The 19183-nt window shown below is 31.1% G+C and carries 17 protein-coding genes; 7 read left to right on the top strand and 10 right to left on the bottom strand.

What is annotated here, in order from left to right; genetic code table 11:
• Positions 1-134: 134 nt before the first annotated feature.
• The 4 genes from katG to ACTF56_RS03595 all read right to left on the bottom strand — a co-directional run bounded on the left by katG (position 135) and on the right by ACTF56_RS03595 (position 6654).
• Positions 135-2312: a catalase/peroxidase HPI gene (katG, locus tag ACTF56_RS03610; protein ID WP_438965548.1), complete on the bottom strand. Its 2178-nt coding sequence runs from the start codon at positions 2310-2312 to the stop codon at positions 135-137.
• Positions 2313-2463: 151 nt separating this feature from the next.
• Positions 2464-3903, bottom strand: coding sequence for a Na+/H+ antiporter NhaC (gene nhaC, locus ACTF56_RS03605; protein WP_438965547.1), 1440 nt, complete (start codon positions 3901-3903; stop codon positions 2464-2466).
• A gap of 111 nt (positions 3904-4014) precedes the next feature.
• Entirely contained in the window at positions 4015-5367 is a 1353-nt protein-coding gene (locus tag ACTF56_RS03600) for a M28 family peptidase (RefSeq protein ID WP_438965546.1), read from the bottom strand.
• 84 nt (positions 5368-5451) lie between these two features.
• Complete coding sequence (locus tag ACTF56_RS03595) at positions 5452-6654, bottom strand: aminotransferase class I/II-fold pyridoxal phosphate-dependent enzyme (protein WP_438965545.1); 1203 nt, start codon at positions 6652-6654, stop codon at positions 5452-5454.
• A 200-nt stretch (positions 6655-6854) separates the two neighbouring features.
• Between ACTF56_RS03595 and ACTF56_RS03590 the strand changes: the two genes are divergently transcribed.
• The gene (locus tag ACTF56_RS03590) at positions 6855-7307 is read left to right on the top strand and encodes an Lrp/AsnC family transcriptional regulator (protein ID WP_438965544.1); all 453 of its coding nucleotides are present in this window, start codon (positions 6855-6857) and stop codon (positions 7305-7307) included.
• Between the two features lie 96 nt (positions 7308-7403).
• A complete protein-coding gene (gene lpdA / locus ACTF56_RS03585; RefSeq protein ID WP_438965543.1) occupies positions 7404-8807 on the top strand; it encodes a dihydrolipoyl dehydrogenase in 1404 nt (467 codons plus the stop codon).
• 72 nt (positions 8808-8879) lie between these two features.
• Here the strand turns inward: lpdA and ACTF56_RS03580 are convergent, their stop codons facing one another.
• A complete protein-coding gene (locus ACTF56_RS03580) occupies positions 8880-9257 on the bottom strand; it encodes a DoxX family membrane protein (RefSeq protein ID WP_438965542.1) in 378 nt (125 codons plus the stop codon).
• A gap of 85 nt (positions 9258-9342) precedes the next feature.
• Here ACTF56_RS03580 and ACTF56_RS03575 point away from each other — a divergent pair, with 85 nt between their 5' ends.
• The 4 genes from ACTF56_RS03575 (at position 9343) to ACTF56_RS03560 (ending at position 14501) form a co-directional block, all read left to right on the top strand.
• Complete coding sequence (locus ACTF56_RS03575; protein WP_438965541.1) at positions 9343-10638, top strand: anthranilate synthase component I family protein; 1296 nt, start codon at positions 9343-9345, stop codon at positions 10636-10638.
• A 98-nt stretch (positions 10639-10736) separates the two neighbouring features.
• Positions 10737-11093, top strand: a complete 357-nt coding sequence (locus ACTF56_RS03570) for a four helix bundle protein (RefSeq protein ID WP_438965540.1) — start codon at positions 10737-10739, stop codon at positions 11091-11093.
• A gap of 52 nt (positions 11094-11145) precedes the next feature.
• A complete protein-coding gene (tilS, locus tag ACTF56_RS03565; protein WP_438965539.1) occupies positions 11146-12456 on the top strand; it encodes a tRNA lysidine(34) synthetase TilS in 1311 nt (436 codons plus the stop codon).
• Complete coding sequence (locus tag ACTF56_RS03560; RefSeq protein WP_438965538.1) at positions 12453-14501, top strand: protein-disulfide reductase DsbD family protein; 2049 nt, start codon at positions 12453-12455, stop codon at positions 14499-14501. The genes tilS and ACTF56_RS03560 overlap by 4 nt, the downstream gene beginning before the upstream one ends.
• A 92-nt stretch (positions 14502-14593) precedes the next feature.
• Here ACTF56_RS03560 and ACTF56_RS03555 read toward each other — a convergent pair whose 3' ends face one another.
• Both ACTF56_RS03555 and ACTF56_RS03550 read right to left on the bottom strand, forming a co-directional pair.
• Positions 14594-15667 carry an alanine/ornithine racemase family PLP-dependent enzyme gene (locus tag ACTF56_RS03555; RefSeq protein ID WP_438965537.1) on the bottom strand — a complete coding sequence of 358 codons (1074 nt, stop codon included), beginning with the start codon at positions 15665-15667 and terminating at the stop codon, positions 14594-14596.
• A 3-nt stretch (positions 15668-15670) separates the two neighbouring features.
• Positions 15671-16105: a GNAT family N-acetyltransferase gene (locus ACTF56_RS03550; protein WP_438965536.1), complete on the bottom strand. Its 435-nt coding sequence runs from the start codon at positions 16103-16105 to the stop codon at positions 15671-15673.
• A gap of 279 nt (positions 16106-16384) precedes the next feature.
• Here ACTF56_RS03550 and ACTF56_RS03545 point away from each other — a divergent pair, with 279 nt between their 5' ends.
• Positions 16385-17920 carry a YifB family Mg chelatase-like AAA ATPase gene (locus tag ACTF56_RS03545; RefSeq protein ID WP_438965535.1) on the top strand — a complete coding sequence of 512 codons (1536 nt, stop codon included), beginning with the start codon at positions 16385-16387 and terminating at the stop codon, positions 17918-17920.
• 37 nt (positions 17921-17957) lie between these two features.
• Here ACTF56_RS03545 and ACTF56_RS03540 read toward each other — a convergent pair whose 3' ends face one another.
• The 3 genes from ACTF56_RS03540 to ACTF56_RS03530 all read right to left on the bottom strand — a co-directional run bounded on the left by ACTF56_RS03540 (position 17958) and on the right by ACTF56_RS03530 (position 19077).
• Positions 17958-18380 (bottom strand): DUF2452 domain-containing protein, encoded by a 423-nt coding sequence (locus ACTF56_RS03540; RefSeq protein WP_438965534.1) that lies wholly within the window; start codon positions 18378-18380, stop codon positions 17958-17960.
• Position 18381: 1 nt separating this feature from the next.
• Complete coding sequence (locus ACTF56_RS03535; RefSeq protein WP_438965533.1) at positions 18382-18672, bottom strand: TIGR03643 family protein; 291 nt, start codon at positions 18670-18672, stop codon at positions 18382-18384.
• A gap of 69 nt (positions 18673-18741) precedes the next feature.
• Positions 18742-19077 (bottom strand): SET domain-containing protein-lysine N-methyltransferase, encoded by a 336-nt coding sequence (locus ACTF56_RS03530; protein WP_438965532.1) that lies wholly within the window; start codon positions 19075-19077, stop codon positions 18742-18744.
• Positions 19078-19183 lie beyond the last annotated feature (106 nt).

Raw genomic sequence — 19183 nt, 5'->3', positions numbered from 1 at the left:
TATAATTCCTACAAAAAATTAGCAATTTAATTATGTATATGGTAATTTTATAGAATTTAAATTATAGATATAATAAAAAAACCACCTTTTCAGATGGTTTAATTTTTTGTAAAATATATTTATGAATGATTAACTTAAAATCTATCAGCATTCATAATTTTAGTCCATACCTTTATAAAATCATGAACAAATTTTTCTTTAGAATCGTCTTGAGCATAAACCTCTGCATAAGATCTAAGAATTGAATTTGATCCAAAAACTAAATCCACACGAGTAGCAGTCCATTTTGTTTGGCCGGTTTTTCTATCGTTAATGTTATATGAATTTTGACCTGTAGGAATCCAACTGTTGTTCATATCAGTTAGGTTTACAAAGAAATCATTTGTTAGTGTTCCGACTTTATCAGTAAAAACGCCATGATTTGTTCCTCCATAATTTGTTCCTAAAACACGCATTCCACCTAATAAAACGGTCATTTCTGGAGCAGTTAATCCTAAAAGTTGTGCTTTATCAAGCATTAACTCTTCTGGTTTCACAGCATATTCTTTTTTCATGAAGTTTCTAAAAGCATCATTTGTTGGCTCTAAATCTGAAAAAGATTCAGCATCTGTCATTTCTGCTGTAGCATCACCTCTTCCGGCAAGAAAAGGAGCTTTTACATTTACACCTGCATTATGAGCTGCCTTTTCAACTGCTGCAGTTCCACCCAAAACAATCAAATCGGCAATACTAACTTTTTTAGTAAAACCAGATTGAATTTCAGTAAGCTTATTCAAAACTTTTTGTAGTCTTTCAGGTTCATTACCTATCCAATCTTTTTGAGGAGCTAATCTAATTCTCGCACCATTTGCCCCACCTCTATAATCAGAACCTCTAAAAGTTCTTGCACTATCCCAAGCGGTGTTAATTAATTCAGCACTTGACAAACCACTATTTAACAATTTAGCTTTTAGTTCTTCAACTTCCGCATCCGATAAAGTATAGTCTACTTTTGGAATTGGGTCTTGCCATATTAGGTCTTCTTTTGGAACGTCGGCACCAATATATCTTTCTTTTGGACCTAAATCACGATGCGTTAATTTGAACCAGGCTCTTGCGAATACATCTTCAAAATAAGCTTGATCTTTGTGAAAACGTTCTGATATTTTACGGTATTCTGGATCCATTTTCATAGCCATATCCGCATCTGTCATGATTGGATTGTTTCTTTTTGTAGGATCAAAAGCATCTATTGGCTTATCTTCTTCTTCAATATTTATTGGTTCCCATTGCCAAGCCCCTGCTGGACTTTTCTTTAATTCCCAATCATATTTCATTAGAAGATGAAAGTAACCGTTATCCCATCGTGTAGGTTCTGTAGTCCATGCACCTTCTAAACCACTAGTAACAGTATCTGCAGCATTTCCATTTCCTTTTGGATTCATCCAACCAAAACCTTGGTTTTCAATTTCGCCAGCTTCAGGTTCTCTTCCTAATTTTGAGGCATCACCATTTCCATGAGCTTTACCTACAGTATGTCCACCAGCAGTTAAGGCAACTGTTTCCTCATCATTCATAGCCATACGCTTAAATGTTGTACGAACATCCATTGCCGTTTTCAAGGGATCAGGATTTCCATCAACACCTTCAGGATTTACATAAATTAATCCCATATGTACGGCTGCAAGAGGCATGTCTAGGGTTTCTCTATTTTCAACATCTGAATACCTGTTTTTTGTAGGAGCTAACCATTCTTTTTCAGAACCCCAATAAATGTCTTTTTCTGGATGCCAAATATCTTGACGACCACCAGCAAATCCAAAGGTTTTGAAACCCATAGATTCATAAGCCATATTTCCTGCTAAAATCATTAAATCAGCCCAAGAAATTTTATTACCGTATTTTTTCTTGATTGGCCAAAGTAATCTTCTACCTTTATCTAAATTTCCATTATCAGGCCAACTGTTTAATGGAGCAAATCTTTGATTTCCTGTGTTACTTCCACCACGACCATCAGAAACTCTGTAAGTTCCTGCAGCATGCCAAGCTAATCTTATCATTAATCCTCCATAATGCCCCCAATCTGCAGGCCACCAATCTTGACTATCCGTCATTAAATTTTTTAAATCATTTTTTAAGGCATCTAAATCTAATTTTTTGAATTCTTCTGCATAATTAAAATTTTCACCTAAAGGATTAGTTTTTGAGTCATGTTGGTGAAGTATGTCTAAATTTAAGTTTTCTGGCCACCAAAATTCGTTTGTGGTTTTTGGCTTCACATTATCTTCAATTTGATGAAAAGGACATTTGCCAATGCTGTTAGAATGCTCCATAATTTTAATATTTGTTAGTTATTATATGTTTTTATTATTAATACTCTATTAATTAGTTTAAGATGTTATCAAAAATACAAATAAAAAAACCACTACTTGAATTAAGTAATGGTTATTTTTTATTTTAATATAGATTTTTGTTATGGAAAACCTATTTTTTGATAGTTGAAGCTAATTGTCTTATCTTAATATTAAACGCTGCAAAAATTAATGTCATGATTGGACTTAACCAGTTAAAAATGGCATAAATGAAATAGTCACCAACCCCAACACCTAAAACACCACTTTGATAAGCACCACAAGTGTTCCATGGAATTAAAACTGAGGTAACTGTTCCAGAATCTTCTAAGGTTCTACTTAAGTTTTCAGGTGCTAATCCTTTTTCTTCGTAAGCTTTTTTAAACATTTTACCTGGAATTACTAATGCTAAATATTGATCAGATGCAATGATGTTTAATCCTAAGCAACTGATTACTGTACTTGCGAATAATCCAAAAACTGAAGATGCAAAAGATAATAAAACAGCTGTTATTCTCGCTAAAGCGCCAATAGCATCCATGATACCACCAAAAACCATTGCTGATAGGATTAATAATATTGTCCAAAGCATACCAATCATTCCTTTAGAACTAAATAAATCATTTAATTGTGTATTATCAGTAACTATAGATGTTTCAGTAAAAATAGAATTAGATAATGATGTAACGGTTGAATTTCCAATGGTTTCAAGGATTTGAGGTTGGAAATAAATAGCAAAAAGTGCCGCAATAACTACTCCAGTTGATAATGCAATTAGAGGTTTTGTTTTAAGTAGAATTAGTGCAACAACTAATAATGGCACAATAAATAAATAGATATTGATATTGAAGGTGTTTTTAATGGTTTCTAAAATGCCATTTATATCAGTAGTACCTGTTGTATCAATAGTTAAACTTAAAATTGTAAATACAGTTAAAGTTATCAAATACGTTGGTACTGTTGTAAATGTCATGTATTTAATATGTGTGAACAAATCGGTTCCAGCCATTGCAGGTGCCAAATTTGTGGTATCACTTAAAGGAGACATTTTATCTCCAAAATAAGCACCAGAAATTACAGCTCCAGCAATCATTCCTGCTGGAATTCCTAAGGCGGTTCCAATACCTACTAAAGCGATACCAACAGTTGCCGAAGTTGTCCATGAGCTACCAGTTGCAATGGATATTATTGATGCAATAATTACTGACGCTGGTAAAAAAATTGAAGGACTAAGAACTTGTAAACCGTAATAAACCATTGCTGGAATAATTCCGCTTACTAGCCAAGTACCAGCTAAAGCACCAACAAGCAGCAGAATCATGATTGGAATAAATACACTTTTAATATTAATCCAAATTTCTTGAATCATTGTTTTTATTGAAACTTTATTAAAAAGGCCCATAATAAGTGCAACACCACCTGACAACAATAAAATGATTTGATTAGAATAATCGCCTAACATAGCGCCATCAGCATAAAATATATTGTAAGCCAATAAAAACATTAAAAAAATTACAGGTACTAAAGCTTCTCCTATATTTAACTCCTTATTATTGTTGATTTTGTTATCCATATTTTAATTTTTAAGACGCAATATATAAAAAAAAATCCGCTTAAGGAATGCTCCAACGGACTTTAGTATTTAATGATTTGATTTATAGACGTATTGTTTGTCTGTATTTATTTATTTTCTTTTGAAAGTAGTTTTAATCACATCTGAAGGAAAAACTACTGTGCTTTCATGACCTTCTTTATCAACTGAAGCTACACCGAAATAGTAATTATCAATAACAATTCCTTCCAATGTATATTCGTTTACTTTTCCAACAAACTTGCTTGATTCCCACTGAGGAGAAGTTGTTAAACGCCAATATATTTTGTATCCAGCTATTTTTTCATCAGCAACTACATCCCATTTTAATTTTACACTTGGTTCAACAATTCCGCCAATTTCAACATTTGTTGGAGCAGGAGGAGCCCATGCCAAACTAGCTAAAGTAATGGCATTCACACTAGTAAGTTTTTTAGTGTATTCAAAATTAACACCTTCAACAACATCTCCATATTTTATACCATTTTCTTCTCTAATGTTTTGATGTTGTCTGTTATAGTTTTCATGAGCTTCCATAATTCGAACACCTGCAAAGCCTAAATCATTGAAAGGTCTGTGATGTCCACCACGACCAAATCTATCCAATCGGTAAACCAACATTGGATTCATTTCAGGCATATATGTTTTGGTTGTTTTTTCAATAAATCTTGCCAATTGTCTAGAATTTCCATCGACTTCACCACCATAAAAACGTCTGAGATTTCTTGTTCTTTCGGATTCATTTGCAGGAGTTGGTTCAGAAAAAATTCTAAAAGTTCTGTTGTCAATGACACCATCTACACCTTCTATATTTCCAATCATATCGTTATTTAAAACGCCAATAATTTCCCAGCCCTTATTTTTGGCATAATTAGCAAAACCTTTTCCTCCAAATAAGCCTTGTTCTTCTCCAGAAAGACCTAAATAAATAATGCTATTTTCAAATTTATATTTTGATAAAACCCTAGCCGCTTCGATAGTTCCTGCCATTCCTGATGCGTTATCATTTGCGCCAGGAGCATCCGTTGTAAAATCCATCGTATCAGAGTTTCTACTATCAATATCACCTGTCATTATAATGTATCGGTTGGGATATTTTGTTCCTTTTTGAATAGCAACTACATTTACAATCCATGTGTCTTTTGGCACTCGTTCTCCATCATTTGTAGTAACGTAATCTTTTTGGTAAGTAACTTCCAAACAACTTTTACATTCTTTAGAAATTTTTTCGAATTCAGATTTTATCCATCTTCTGGCAGCACCAATTCCCCTAGTATCAGATAGAGTATCGCTAAAAGTGTTTCTTGTGCCAAAATTAGCTAAAGTGATTATGTCAGATTTAATTCTTTCTGAGGATACATTATTAATTATTTCATAAACTCTTGAATCTGTTTGAGAAAAAAGATTTTGTGATACAATTAGAACAAAAAATAACAACTTTTTCATTTTCTTTTTTTTCAAAGATAAAAAAAATCCGCTTAATTCATTTTTCAATGAAATAAACGGATATTAAATTTTTCATAATTTATTTTATAAGATTTCAAGTTCTTTCATACAAGATTTCATCATTTCATAAGTTCTTTCAATGTTGTTGTCTAAACCAATTGAAAAACGAATTAAGCCATCTGTTAAGCCCATTTCAGCTTGTTCTTCTAATGGAATTTCTGATGAAGTTGATGTTCCGGGAGCACTAAATAAAGTTTTATAAAATCCTAAACTTACAGCTAAATATCCTAAATTTCTTTCTTGCATCAATTCCATTAAAGCATTGGCTTTGTCTAACGAACCTACATCAATAGTCATCATCCCTCCAAAACCATATTCTGGATTAATCATGTTTTTATAAACTTCATGACTTGGGTGACTTTTTAATCCTGGATAAACTGTTTTTAAACCGTCTTTTTCAAATTTATCAGCTAAAAATGTGGCATTATAACTATGTTGTTTTATTCTTAAGTGTAATGTTCTTAGGTTTTTCATTACTGAAGCCGAACGCATACTATCCATTGTTGGGCCTAAAAGCATACTAGCACCTGAATTTACATTCTTTAAATCATTAATAAATTCTTGAGAAGCACAAACTACACCACCAACTGTATCACTACTTCCGTTGATGTATTTTGTTAAAGAGTGGATTACAATATCAGCTCCTAATTTAATTGGTGAAACCGAAAGAGGAGAAAATGTATTATCTACAACCAATTTAAGATTATGTTTTTTAGCTATTTTTGAAAGACTAGCTAAATCTGCAACTTCCAATAAAGGATTACTTACAGTTTCACAATATAAAACTTTTGTGTTTGGTGTAATAGCAGCTTCCACAACATCTAATTTTGTAATATCTACGAAAGATGTTTGAACGCCCATTCTTGGAGCAAAATTTTTCAAAAACGCATAAGTTCCACCATAAATTGTTCGACTTGAAACTACATGATCACCGTTTCCACATAATTGCAATAGAGTAGGAGTTATAGCACCCATTCCAGAAGCTGCTACATTGGCAGATTCTGTTCCTTCCATTGCTGCTAAAGCTTTGTCAAGATATAAATTGCTGGGTGAGGAATGTCGAGAATACAAATAACAACCTTCAGCATTTCCTTCAAAAGTGTCAAACATGGTTTTTGCTGATAGGAATGTATAAGTTGAAGAATCAGATATAGATGGATTTACTCCACCAAATTCACCAAAATATTGTAAATCTTGAATATTGTCAGCTGGATTAAATTTGCTCATTTTTTATAAAGTTTATTGTTTGTTGTTTATGATTTGATAATGTTCAAAATTCATGAATTATAATTAAAAAATCAATAGATGTTTAAATATTTAGATTTTTATACTGTTATTTTTGTTTTAAGTAGATTTTAAAACAGTATAAATTGCAATATTATAAATTTTATAGTATTTTTGAAACTTATTAAGCTAAGCTCAAAAAAATGGATGCAATAGATAAAAAGTTACTTGAATTTCTTCAACAAGACGCCAAAAAAACAACCAAAGAATTATCTTCAAAATTAAATCTTTCAGTAACGGCTGTTTATGAAAGAATCAAAAAATTGGAAAGAGAAGGTGTAATTTCAAAATATGTTACATTACTTGACAAAAAGAAAATCGATAAAGGTTTTATGGTCATTTGTCAAATTAAGTTGGTGCAACACAATGTGGATAGTGTTACTACTTTTGAGAAAGAAGTTGTCAAGTTAGAAGAAGTTCTTGAATGTTATCATGTGAGTGGTGATTATGATTATTTCATAAAAATTTATGTAAAAGATATGGAAGCTTATCGAGAATTTATGTTGACCAAACTAACAACCCTTCAACATATTGGAAGCACCCACAGTGTTTTTATGATTGGTGAAGTTAAGAACACTACAGTTTTTACTATGTAATTCTTAAAACTATAATTATTTAATAAAATTTATAATATTCCCTACAAAAATCTTAATTTTGCCTAACAAATTAAATAACACACAAATTATAAAAATATGAGTCAGTTTGATGTAGTAATTATAGGTTCTGGTCCTGGTGGATATGTTTCAGCCATTCGTTGTGCACAATTGGGATTAAAAACCGCAATCATTGAGAAATATTCAACCTTAGGAGGTACATGTTTAAATGTAGGATGTATTCCTTCAAAAGCCATGTTAGCTTCTTCTCACCATTATGATGAAATGAAACACTTTGCAGATCACGGAATTGAAGTTTCAGGTGAAGTAAAAGTGAATCTTCAAAAAATGATTGACAGAAAACAAGCTGTGGTAGATCAAACATCAGGGGGAGTTAAATTCTTGATGGATAAAAATAAAATTACTGTTTTTGAAGGATTGGGTTCTTTTGAAGATGCTACTCATGTAAAAGTTACTAAAAATGATGGTTCATCTGAAATTATTGAAGGTAAAAATATCATTATTGCAACAGGTTCAAAACCATCTAATTTACCATTTATTACTTTAGATAAAGAGAGAATTATTACTTCGACAGAAGCTTTGAAATTACCAGAAGTTCCTAAACACCTTGTTATTATTGGTGGTGGAGTTATCGGAATTGAATTAGGTCAAGTGTATTTAAGATTAGGAGCACAGGTTTCTGTGGTAGAATATATGGATAGAATTATTCCAGGAATGGATAGTTCTTTATCAAAAGAATTAACCAAAGTATTAAAGAAACAAGGAATGAAATTCTACGTTTCTCATAAAGTTCAATCGGTTGAAAGAAAAGAAAATGAAGTCACAGTAAAAGCAGAAAATGCTAAAGGAGAAATTATTTCTTTGGAAGGTGATTATGCTTTAGTTTCTGTTGGTCGTCGACCATATACTGCAGGATTAGAAGCAGATAAAGCTGGAGTTAAAATTTCAGACAGAGGAATGGTTGAAGTAAACGATCATTTACAAACAAATGTTTCTAATATTTATGCTATTGGTGACGTAGTTCGTGGAGCAATGTTGGCACACAAAGCGGAAGAAGAAGGAACTATGGTTGCGGAAATCTTAGCTGGACAAAAACCACATATTGACTATAATTTAATTCCAGGTGTTGTTTACACATGGCCAGAAGTTGCTGCTGTTGGAAAAACAGAAGAACAATTAAAAGAAGCTGGTGTTGCCTACAAAGCAGGAAGTTTTCCTTTCAAAGCATTAGGTAGAGCTAGAGCTGGTGGAGATATTGATGGATTTGTAAAAATCTTAGCAGATGCTAAAACAGATGAAGTATTAGGAGTTCACATGATTGGAGCTCGTTGTGCAGATTTAATTGCAGAAGCAGTAACAGCAATGGAATTTAGAGCAAGTGCAGAAGACATTTCTCGTATGAGTCACGCACACCCAACGTTTGCAGAAGCTATAAAAGAAGCAGCATTAGCAGTGACAGATAATAGAGCATTACACGTTTAGCATAAAATTTTAATATTAAAAATCCCAAATTCCAAAATATTAAGTTAGGAATTTGGGATTTTCTATTGCATATTAATTTGCTTTAAATAAATCTTTGTAAGAATCCCAATGAGCATAAATTAAAAATAAATTAGCTCCAAGAACAAAAATAGCTACTGGAACTTCAGAAACCTGAGTTACTGTATGAATTAAGAAAATATTTACAGATATTGGTAATAAAGCAAGTAAAGTTACTTTCATAAACTTACCACTTAGTAAACTTAAACCTGCTATTAGCTCAATAGTTTTTGCTAAAGGCAATAAATATTTAGAAGCCATAATTCCTGTCATGAAGGTTAACATGTCTCCTGTTGGAGCTTCTGCTTCTACTAAATCAAAGAAATAGGCTACAGAAGCAAAGACCATCAATGCTCCAAGTAAAATGCGCACAATTAAAATTGCAATTTTCATAATTAGTTTGTTTTATTGGTTAATAATTCAAAGATATTAAATATTTGTTTTGAAAATCGTATTTTTGGACTTCAAATAAAATCACTTGAGAACATCTATTATTAAACAAATTGAGGATATTTCAACCTTCAAAAAGAATATTTTGAACTGGACACAACAGTTTAGAGAAGTTATTTTTTTAGATTCTAATGTTGCTTATAATTCAAATTCAAAATATTCTAGTTATGACTTGGTAGTGGCAGTTGAAGCTTTTACAGCTATAAAAACCGATTTTGCGAAAGCTTTTGAAGATTTATATCAATACCAATCACACACAAAAGATTGGCTTTTTGGCTATTTGTCTTATGATTTAAAAAACGATATTGAAGATTTAAAATCCCAAAATTTTGATGGATTGCAATTTCCAGATTTATACTTTTTTCAACCCAAGAAACTGTTTTTAATTAAAGATAACACATTAGAAATTCAATATCTCAATATGTGTGATGATGAAGTTGAAGATGATTTTGATGAAATTACAAATTACGAATCAGAAATTACGGATTACGAATTACCTGAAATCAACCAACGAATTTCTAAAGAAAAATATTTAGAAAAAGTCTCTAAAATGTTAGAACACATTCATCGTGGAGATATTTATGAAGCTAATTTTTGTATGGAATTTTATGCTAAAGATGCACAAATTAACCCTTCACAAATTTATGAAAGCTTAAATGCGATTTCCGAGCCACCTTTTGCAGTTTATTTTAAGAACAAGGATAATTTTTTAATTTCAGCTTCACCAGAAAGGTATTTAAAGAAAATCGATACAAAAATCATCTCTCAACCCATCAAAGGAACCGCAAAACGTAGTTTTGATTTGGAATTAGATGAAGAACTTAAATTGAACCTATCAAAAGATGCTAAAGAGCGATCAGAAAATATAATGATAGTTGATTTGGTTCGTAATGATTTATCGCACACAGCAACTAAAGGAAGCATTCAAGTGGAAGAATTATGTCAAATTTACACATTTAAACAAGTGCATCAAATGATTTCTACGGTTGTTTCTGAAGTAGAAAATACAACTTCACCCATTCAAATTATAAAATCGACTTTTCCAATGGGAAGCATGACAGGAGCACCAAAAATTTCTGCTATGAAAATAATTGAAGAATTGGAAGAAACCAAACGTGGCTTATATAGTGGAGCAGTTGGTTATTTCACTCCAAATGGAGATTTTGATTTTAACGTTGTAATCAGAAGTATTTTATACAATTCAACCAATCAATATTTATCTTTTTCTGTCGGAAGTGCTATAACATCACAATCCATTCCAGAAAATGAATATGAAGAATGTTTACTAAAAGCAAAAGCTATGTTTGAAGTTTTGAACAAGTAATTTAAGTAAAAGGGGGGAAGTTAAGAAGTATAAGGGAAAGGAGAGAAAGTAATAAGACAATAGGGAAAAGGGATAAGTAAAAAGTAATAAATTATAATATGAAAAGTTACAGAGATTTAATAGTTTGGCAGAAATCAATGAATTTAGTTACTTTGGTTTATTCTTTAACTTCTGAATTTCCAGAAAATGAAAAGTTTGGACTGACATCACAAATTAAAAGAAGTGCAATTTCTATTCCCTCAAACATTGTAGAGGGTTATGGAAGAAATTACAGAAAGGATTACAGTAGATTTTTACAAATGGCTAGAGGTTCTTTATTTGAATGTCAAACTCAAATTGAGATTGCAGTTAATTTAAGTTTTATTTCTATAGATAATTGTAAAGAAATAAATGAATTGTCCATAGAAGTTGAAAAAATGTTAAATTCGCTAATTAATAAATTATCCAAAAACTAATCCCTAATCCCTAATCCCTTATCCCTTATCCCTGATAACTAAAAACTAAATAATGCTTTCAATACTGCAATTTCACATTCAAAATCACTTTCCCTACCTAAAAGACAAAAAACTTCTTTTAGCCATTAGTGGTGGCATTGATAGTATGGTTTTGTTGCATTTGTTTCATATACTTGAGTTTGATATAACTGTTGCTCATTGTAATTTTAGTTTGCGTGATGCTGAAAGTGATGCAGATGAAGATTTTGTTAGAACTACTTGTGAAGCATTAAAAATTCCGAATTACATTCAGAAATTTGATACCAAGCAATTCGCTGCCGATTATAAACTTTCCATTCAATTAGCGGCTCGAAAGTTGCGTTATAATTGGTTTTCTGAACTTTTATCGGAACAAAAATTAGATTATGTTTTAACAGCTCATCATTTGGATGACGAAATTGAAACGTTTTTAATTAATTTAACTAGAGGAACAGGTTTAGAAGGTTTGACGGGAATTCCAGAGAAGAATGAAAATGTAATTCGACCATTATTGAAATTTTCAAGAGAAGAAATTGAGATTTTTGCCAAAGAAAATAATATTCAATGGCATGAAGATTCGAGCAATGCTTCTAATAAATATTTACGAAACAAATTGCGTCATGATGTGGTTCCAATTTTAAAAGAATTGAATCCGAGTTTTATGCATTCCTTTCAAAATACGTTGAATAATTTAAAGCAAAGCCAAACTTTGGTAGATGATGCATCTCGAATTGTTTACAGAAAAGCAGTTCAAGAAGAAGAGCATCAAAAGAAAATTAATATTTCTGCATTAAAACAACTCAATAATTATAAAGCATATCTTTTTCAATGGTTAAAACCTTTAGGATTTTCTGCTTGGGATGACATTTATAAATTAGTTAATGCACAATCAGGGAAACAAATATTTTCAGAAAATTATAGTCTATTGAAAGACAGACAATTTTTGATAGTGACACAACAAAATGATGCTTCTAACTGTAATTCGTATGCAATTGAAAGAGAAACTTTAGAAGTTAAGATTCCCTTAAATTTTAAAATAAGTAGGGTAGATAACATTTCAAATGTTTTAAATACTGTTATATTTGTTGACGAAGAAAAAATTTCATTTCCATTGGAGATACGAAAATGGCGCGAAGGTGATGTTTTTTATCCTTCTGGAATGAATGGAAAAAAGAAAGTGAGTAAGTATTTTAAAGATGAAAAATTCTCATTAATTGATAAAAAAAACCAATGGTTATTGTGTTCTAATAACGAAATTGTATGGATCATTAATCATAGAGCAGACCAACGATTTATAGCAAAACAAACAACAAAAAAAATTATAAAATTCGAAACAAAAGCATGAAGAAAATACTTTTAAGTTTAGTACTATTGGTTACTTTTACAGGAAATGCACAGCTATCTGATCCAGTAAAATGGAAATCAAAATTAGTACAAAAATCAGACACTGAATTTGAGTTGATCATGGATGCAACGATTGAAGATAATTGGCATTTATATTCGCAGTTTACACCTGATGGAGGAGCTCAACCATTGGTTTTTACTTTTAAAGAAAGTGGCAAAAAATACAAATTAGTTGGAAAAACAAAGGAAGGAGCATATAAAAAAGAATACAACGAAACCTTCGAAATTGATGAGTATTTTTTCTCTAAAAAAGCACAATTTGTTCAGTTAATTAAAGTAACAAATCCAAATCTTAAGGAAATTAAAGTAGCGGTAGAAGGTCAAGCTTGTATTGAAGGTAAATGTGTTCAAGAAGACGATAATTTTACTTTTAAACTTCCTGAGATTAAAGTTGCAACTAAAGTAGAAGAAGTTGTTGAAGAAACACCAAAAGAAGCAATTGTTTCAACAGAAACAGTTTCAAATAATATAGATTCACCAACAAATTCAATTGAAAACGCTTCAATTTCTAACGAAGATTCTTCTACAAAAACTATAATTGCAGACGAACCAGTTGAAGAAGAAAAGAGTCTTTGGGGTATTTTTATACTAGCATTTTTAGGAGGATTTGCAGCACTATTAACGCCTTGTGTATTTCCAATGATTCCAATGACAGTGAGTTTTTTTACTAAACAAAGTAAAACTAAAGCTGAAGGAAAAAGAAACGCTATTTTGTATGGAATTTCAATCATTTTAATCTATGTTTTATTAGGCTCATTAGTTACTGGAATTTTTGGTGCTGATGCTTTAAATGCTTTATCTACAAACGTTTGGTTTAATGTGATTTTCTTTTTGTTATTGGTTTTCTTCGCAACATCATTCTTAGGAGCTTTTGAAATTTTATTACCAAATTCATGGGCAAATAAAGTTGACAAACAAGCTGATAGAGGTGGATTTATCGGAATCTTATTCATGGCTTTAGCTTTAGCAATAGTTTCCTTTTCTTGTACAGGTCCAATTGTTGGAACTTTATTAGTAGAAGCAGCTTCAAAAGGTGGATTAGCTCCAATTGTTGGAATGGTTGGTTTTTCTTTAGCTTTAGCGTTACCTTTTATGTTATTTGCCATGTTTCCAGGTTGGATGAATTCTTTGCCAAAATCTGGTGGTTGGTTAAATACGGTCAAAGTTTCATTAGGATTTTTAGAATTAGCTTTGGCTTTCAAATTCTTATCTAATGCAGACTTAGTAGTACAAGGACATTGGTTAGAAAGAGAATTATTCTTAATCATATGGATTGTGATTTTTGGAGCTTGGGCAATGTATTTGTTTGGAAAATTAATGTTGCCACACGATAGTCCAATTTCCTACTTATCCGTTGGAAGATTATACATGGCAATTTTAGTTTCTATGTTTACTTTATATTTAATTCCAGGACTTTGGGGAGCACCTTTAAAATTAATTTCAGGTTTTCCACCACCAATGACGTATAGTGAAAGTCCAAATGGAGTTGGTTATAAAAATGATGGCAATTTAGGAACAATGGTAGCTTTACCAGAACATGCACATAAAGGTCCTCATGGAATTGTAGCTTTTCATGATTACGAAAAAGGTTTAGCTTACGCAAAAGAGGTTGGAAAACCAATTCTATTAGATTTTACGGGTTATGCTTGTGTAAATTGTAGAAAAATGGAAGACTTCGTTTGGTCTAAACCACAAATCTTACCAATATTAAAAGATGATTTTGTGTTGATTTCATTGTATGTTGATGCTAAAGAAGAATTACCCAAAGAAGAGCAATATGTTTCTAAAGAAACTGGAAAAGAAATAGTTTCTGTAGGAAATAAATGGAGTGATTATCAGATAACTAGATACAAAAATAATGCACAACCTTATTATATCATTTTAGATGATAATGGTAAAGATTTAAACAAACCCGTAGGATATACTCCAGATGTAGAAGAATATCAAGCTTGGTTGGATAAAGGTTTGAAAGCTTTTAAAAAGTAATTATTTATTGTCATTCTGAATTTGCTTGTGTTGAATTTATTTCGGTAATTCAGAATCTAAAAAATCCCAGTCATTAGTTTGATTGGGATTTTTTATTCCACTCTTTTTTCAATATAATCAGAATTTAAAAGATACAAAGCACCCATATATTGAAGATTAAACGAAACCAAATCGCCCACTTTATACTTGTTTTTAGAGTTGCTAATATCAATTACAGTCATATCTGAACTTGAATCAATTATAGTTATAGAAGCGTCAGTAGGTGCTAAGTATTGAGGTTGCATGTCTAGTAAACCAAAATCTAAAATGGCACGTAATGAAGTTTCACTTAAATCTGTGTTTTCATCTAATTCATAAGTATTTCCAGCTACATTTTCTCCTAATTCTCCAATTGGATTATTTGGTTTTTCAGTAATTTCAATGATTTCTGCATATAATTTAAATACATCATTATGCATTCCTGTCATAGTTTCTCCAGTAAATAAATCTTTTCCAAAGAAAATAGCTTCACCCACACGAAAATGATTCACAGCCATTGGTCGAGCATTTTTCAACATTAGCGGAACAGCCACTGAAGTTCCACCAGAAACCCATGGAATTTTTACGTTGAATTTAGCTTCAATTAACTGTTTGTATAAACTCAATTGGATTAATTTATCTTGGGTTGGCATTACACCACTTAAACAGTTTAAATTAGTACCAATTCCTCTAATTTCAATATTGGGTAAACTGAATACTTTTTCATAAAATGACATTAGTTCTTCTCCCAAAACACCTTCACGCAAATCACCCATTTCAATCATGATGATTATTTTATGAGTTTTGTTTTGCTTTTTAGCTTCTTCAGATAAAAGTTTAATGGTATAAATTTCGGTATTAAAACTTACATCAGCATATTTTACAATTTTTTCAATATTCAATTTGGAAGGTGGTTTGATGTAGACCGTTTGGATTTCAGAATTTAGTTTTTTGATTTTCTTCAAATTACTAATTCTCGAATCATGCATTTCTTTAACACCTAGATTGATGAGTTCTTTTATGTAAATTGTATTTCCGCAAAGCAATTTGGTTACAATACCCCATTCGATATTTCTTTCTTTAAATAGCGTATCCAGAAAAGTGTAATTTTCTTTTAATTTTTCGCGATATAACTTTATAATTGCCATTTTTTATTTCGTTAAACGCATTTCTAAATATTTATTGGTAAACCCTAATTTTTCATATAATATTTTTGCAGGATTATCAGGTTCAACATGTAATGCTATACTACCATTAGCAGTATCAATGGCTTTTTGCATTAATTTTTTACCAAACCCTTTTCCACGTTGGCTGTTATCTACTGCAATATATACCAAGATATTTTCAGGAATAAATCCACTCATTCCAGTATTGTTTAAAATGACAACTCCAAAAATTTTTTCTTCGTCTAAACCAACAATTATTGTTCCACCTTTTTCAGGATTCATAGCATAATCAATACATTTTAATATGTCTTCTGTTTTGTCACCATATTGTTCTAAATGTGTAAATAGAAAATTTGCAATTGTTGAATGTGAATATGTTTTATTTTCTCCAGTTTCTGGAGTTATGATTTTAAATTCCATTTGAATTTAATAAGTTTTAATGATGTTAACCGATATGGATTTTCCAAAGTGGTTTAAGATGCAAAATGTTGCAAAAGAAGAAATAAGTACAACTTCAGAATTGAAGTTTAGAATAGAATTAAATCCAATCTTATTTCAAATATTAATTTTACAAAGGTAAGGAAATTTAACCAAATGCTTTTTCTTATATTAAATAGAGTCAAAAAAAATTTGGATATTTTAATTTATTTTTTAGATATTTGCATCTGTATAAGCCATTTAAAATTAAAAGTATAAGCCATGTTAGTAAAAGTCTTTGGAAGCGCCGTCTTTGGCGTTGAAGCCACAACCATTACCGTAGAGGTAAACATTGACAAAGGAATTGGATACCATTTAGTAGGATTACCAGATTCTGCGATTAAAGAAAGCAGTTATCGAATTGCTGCTGCACTCAAAAATAATAACTACGAACTTCCCGGAAAAAAGATTACGATAAATATGGCTCCAGCCGATTTGCGTAAAGAAGGTTCTGCTTATGATTTAACCTTAGCTGTTGGAATTTTAGTTGCATCTTACCAAATTAAAGCTGAAAGCTTATCGGAATATGTCATTATGGGAGAATTATCTCTTGATGGTGGATTGCAACCTATAAAAGGGGCTTTATCCATTGCTATTAAAGCGAAAGAAGAGGGTTTTAAAGGTTTGTTTTTACCGATTCAGAATGTAAAAGAAGCAGCAATTGTGGAAGGTTTGGATGTTTATGGAATTGAAAATGTGTTGCAAATTATAGATTTTTTTGAAGGAAGAGGAACTATTGAACCTACAATAATTGATACTAAAGAAGAATTTTCCAAAACATTAGAATTTCCAGAATTTGATTTTTCTGATGTAAAGGGACAAGAATCCATTAAACGTTGCATGGAAATTGCCGCTGCTGGTGGACATAATATTATTTTAATTGGACCACCTGGTTCAGGAAAAACTATGTTAGCCAAACGTTTGCCAAGTATTTTGCCACCAATGACTATGAAAGAAGCTTTGGAAACCACAAAAATTCATTCGGTTGCTGGAAAAACAAAGGAAGTTGGTTTAATGGCACAAAGACCTTTTAGAAGTCCACATCACACAGCATCGAGTGTTTCCCTTGTAGGTGGTGGAAGTTATCCTCAACCAGGAGAGATTTCTTTAGCTCACAATGGAGTTTTATTTTTAGATGAATTACCTGAATTTAAACGAGAAGTTTTAGAAGTAATGCGACAACCTCTAGAAGATAGAGAAGTTACAATTTCTAGAGCCAAATTTACGATTACTTATCCTTCTTCTTTTATGTTGGTAGCAAGTATGAATCCAAGTCCAGGGGGTTATTTTAATGATCCTGATGCACCTGTTACTTCATCCCCAATGGAAATGCAACGTTATTTGAGTAAGATTTCTGGACCTTTATTGGATAGAATAGATATTCACATTGAAGTTACACCAGTTCCATTTGAAAAACTAACAGAAACTAGAAAAGCTGAATCTAGTGTTGAAATTCGAAAACGAGTTACAAAAGCTAGAGAAATTCAATCATTGCGATTTGAAAATTTTGAAAACTTACATTATAATGCGCAAATGAGCAGTAAACAAATAAGACAATATTGTGAATTAAATGAATCATCATTACAAATGCTAAAAACAGCTATGGAACGATTAAATTTATCCGCTAGAGCTTATGATAGAATTTTAAAAGTTGCTAGAACCATTGCAGATTTAGAAGCATCAGAAAATGTGAATTCCAATCATATTGCAGAAGCCATTCAATATAGAAGTTTGGATAGAGATGGGTGGTTGGGATAAAAAAAGGCCTCTAGTATAAACTAGAGGCAAATATAAATTATTCAAAAAATTCCTCTTGTTTTGAGTCAAGATGAATCCATTTTTTGTTGCTGTTTAAAATGAAGGAACCAATATGTTCTTTATTCCAATTATTTGGATGAATTAAAGATAGAAAGTTAGAACCATCTTTTCCTAAATATAAATGATATGTTTCACCAATTACTGGTTCAAATGAAAATTTGGCATTGTAAACAATTTCATTCCATTCATATTCCTGCATTAATTTTTCATATTGAACCTTCAATTCATTGAACTTGGTTTCAAATTCTTTATTAACATTTCTAACTCCTTTATTTTTCCAATCAACAATATTATCGATTTTAATTGCAGGTGCACCTACACTAGTTGAATACGATAGAGAATGCGCATTGTATCCATCTTCTTCTGAAAATACTACGTTATCAGGAATTTTATTTTTCATTTTATCGTTTAGAAATTTTATTGTTGGTTATAGCTCTTTGTAGTTTGCATTTGAATCTATCAATGCCTTCTACACGTTTAGCTAAATGTTTAGTTTTACAGTTTTCAACTCTTTTTCGCCATAATTTGTAACTGCTGAATTTAAGTTCTCTTTTCATTATAACTTTAACATCAGCTTCATTTAAACCAAACTGAAATTTTATGGCATCAAAAGGAGTTCTGTCTTCCCAAGCCATTTCTATAATTCTATCAATTTCAATTTCTGTAAAGTCTTTTTTAGAAACAACGGTCATTTGTTTGATTTTTAATTAAAAAAGTTAAACAAAATTACAAAAAAAAATGGAATAAAAAACAGTTTGGGGCTAAAGATGCTTTTTCCAATACCTTTTTCCATAACCACAAAAAATTTCATTTTGAGTTTTAATGTTTTTTGTAGCTATAATACAAACATTATGTTCATCATCTAAAGAAATTTTTGCATTATTTTTGAATTCTGAAATTTCAAAAGCTTCCGCATCATTGGCATATTTTGCAAAACATTCAACAAGCATTGAATCCATTATAGTTCCATCAATCATATTGATAAAATATTTGTCATTTCCGTTCGCAACACGATTTTTGGCTTCCATTTCAGTTAAGATTTCACCTTCAAAAACCGCAATAATTTCGTGTTTATAAATATCTATACCAGTAAACAAACCTTTACCAGCATTGGGTAATTTCGATTTTTTGATAAATAAATAATCGGATTCTAATGCCTCTATTTTTAATGATGAATTATTCAGGGTTTTTATTTTTGAATGA

This window comes from Flavobacterium sp., assembly GCF_965657075.1.
Lineage (GTDB): Bacteria > Bacteroidota > Bacteroidia > Flavobacteriales > Flavobacteriaceae > Flavobacterium.
The sequence above is the reverse complement of the archived record's forward strand: the minus strand, read 5'-3'. Positions and strand labels throughout refer to the sequence as shown.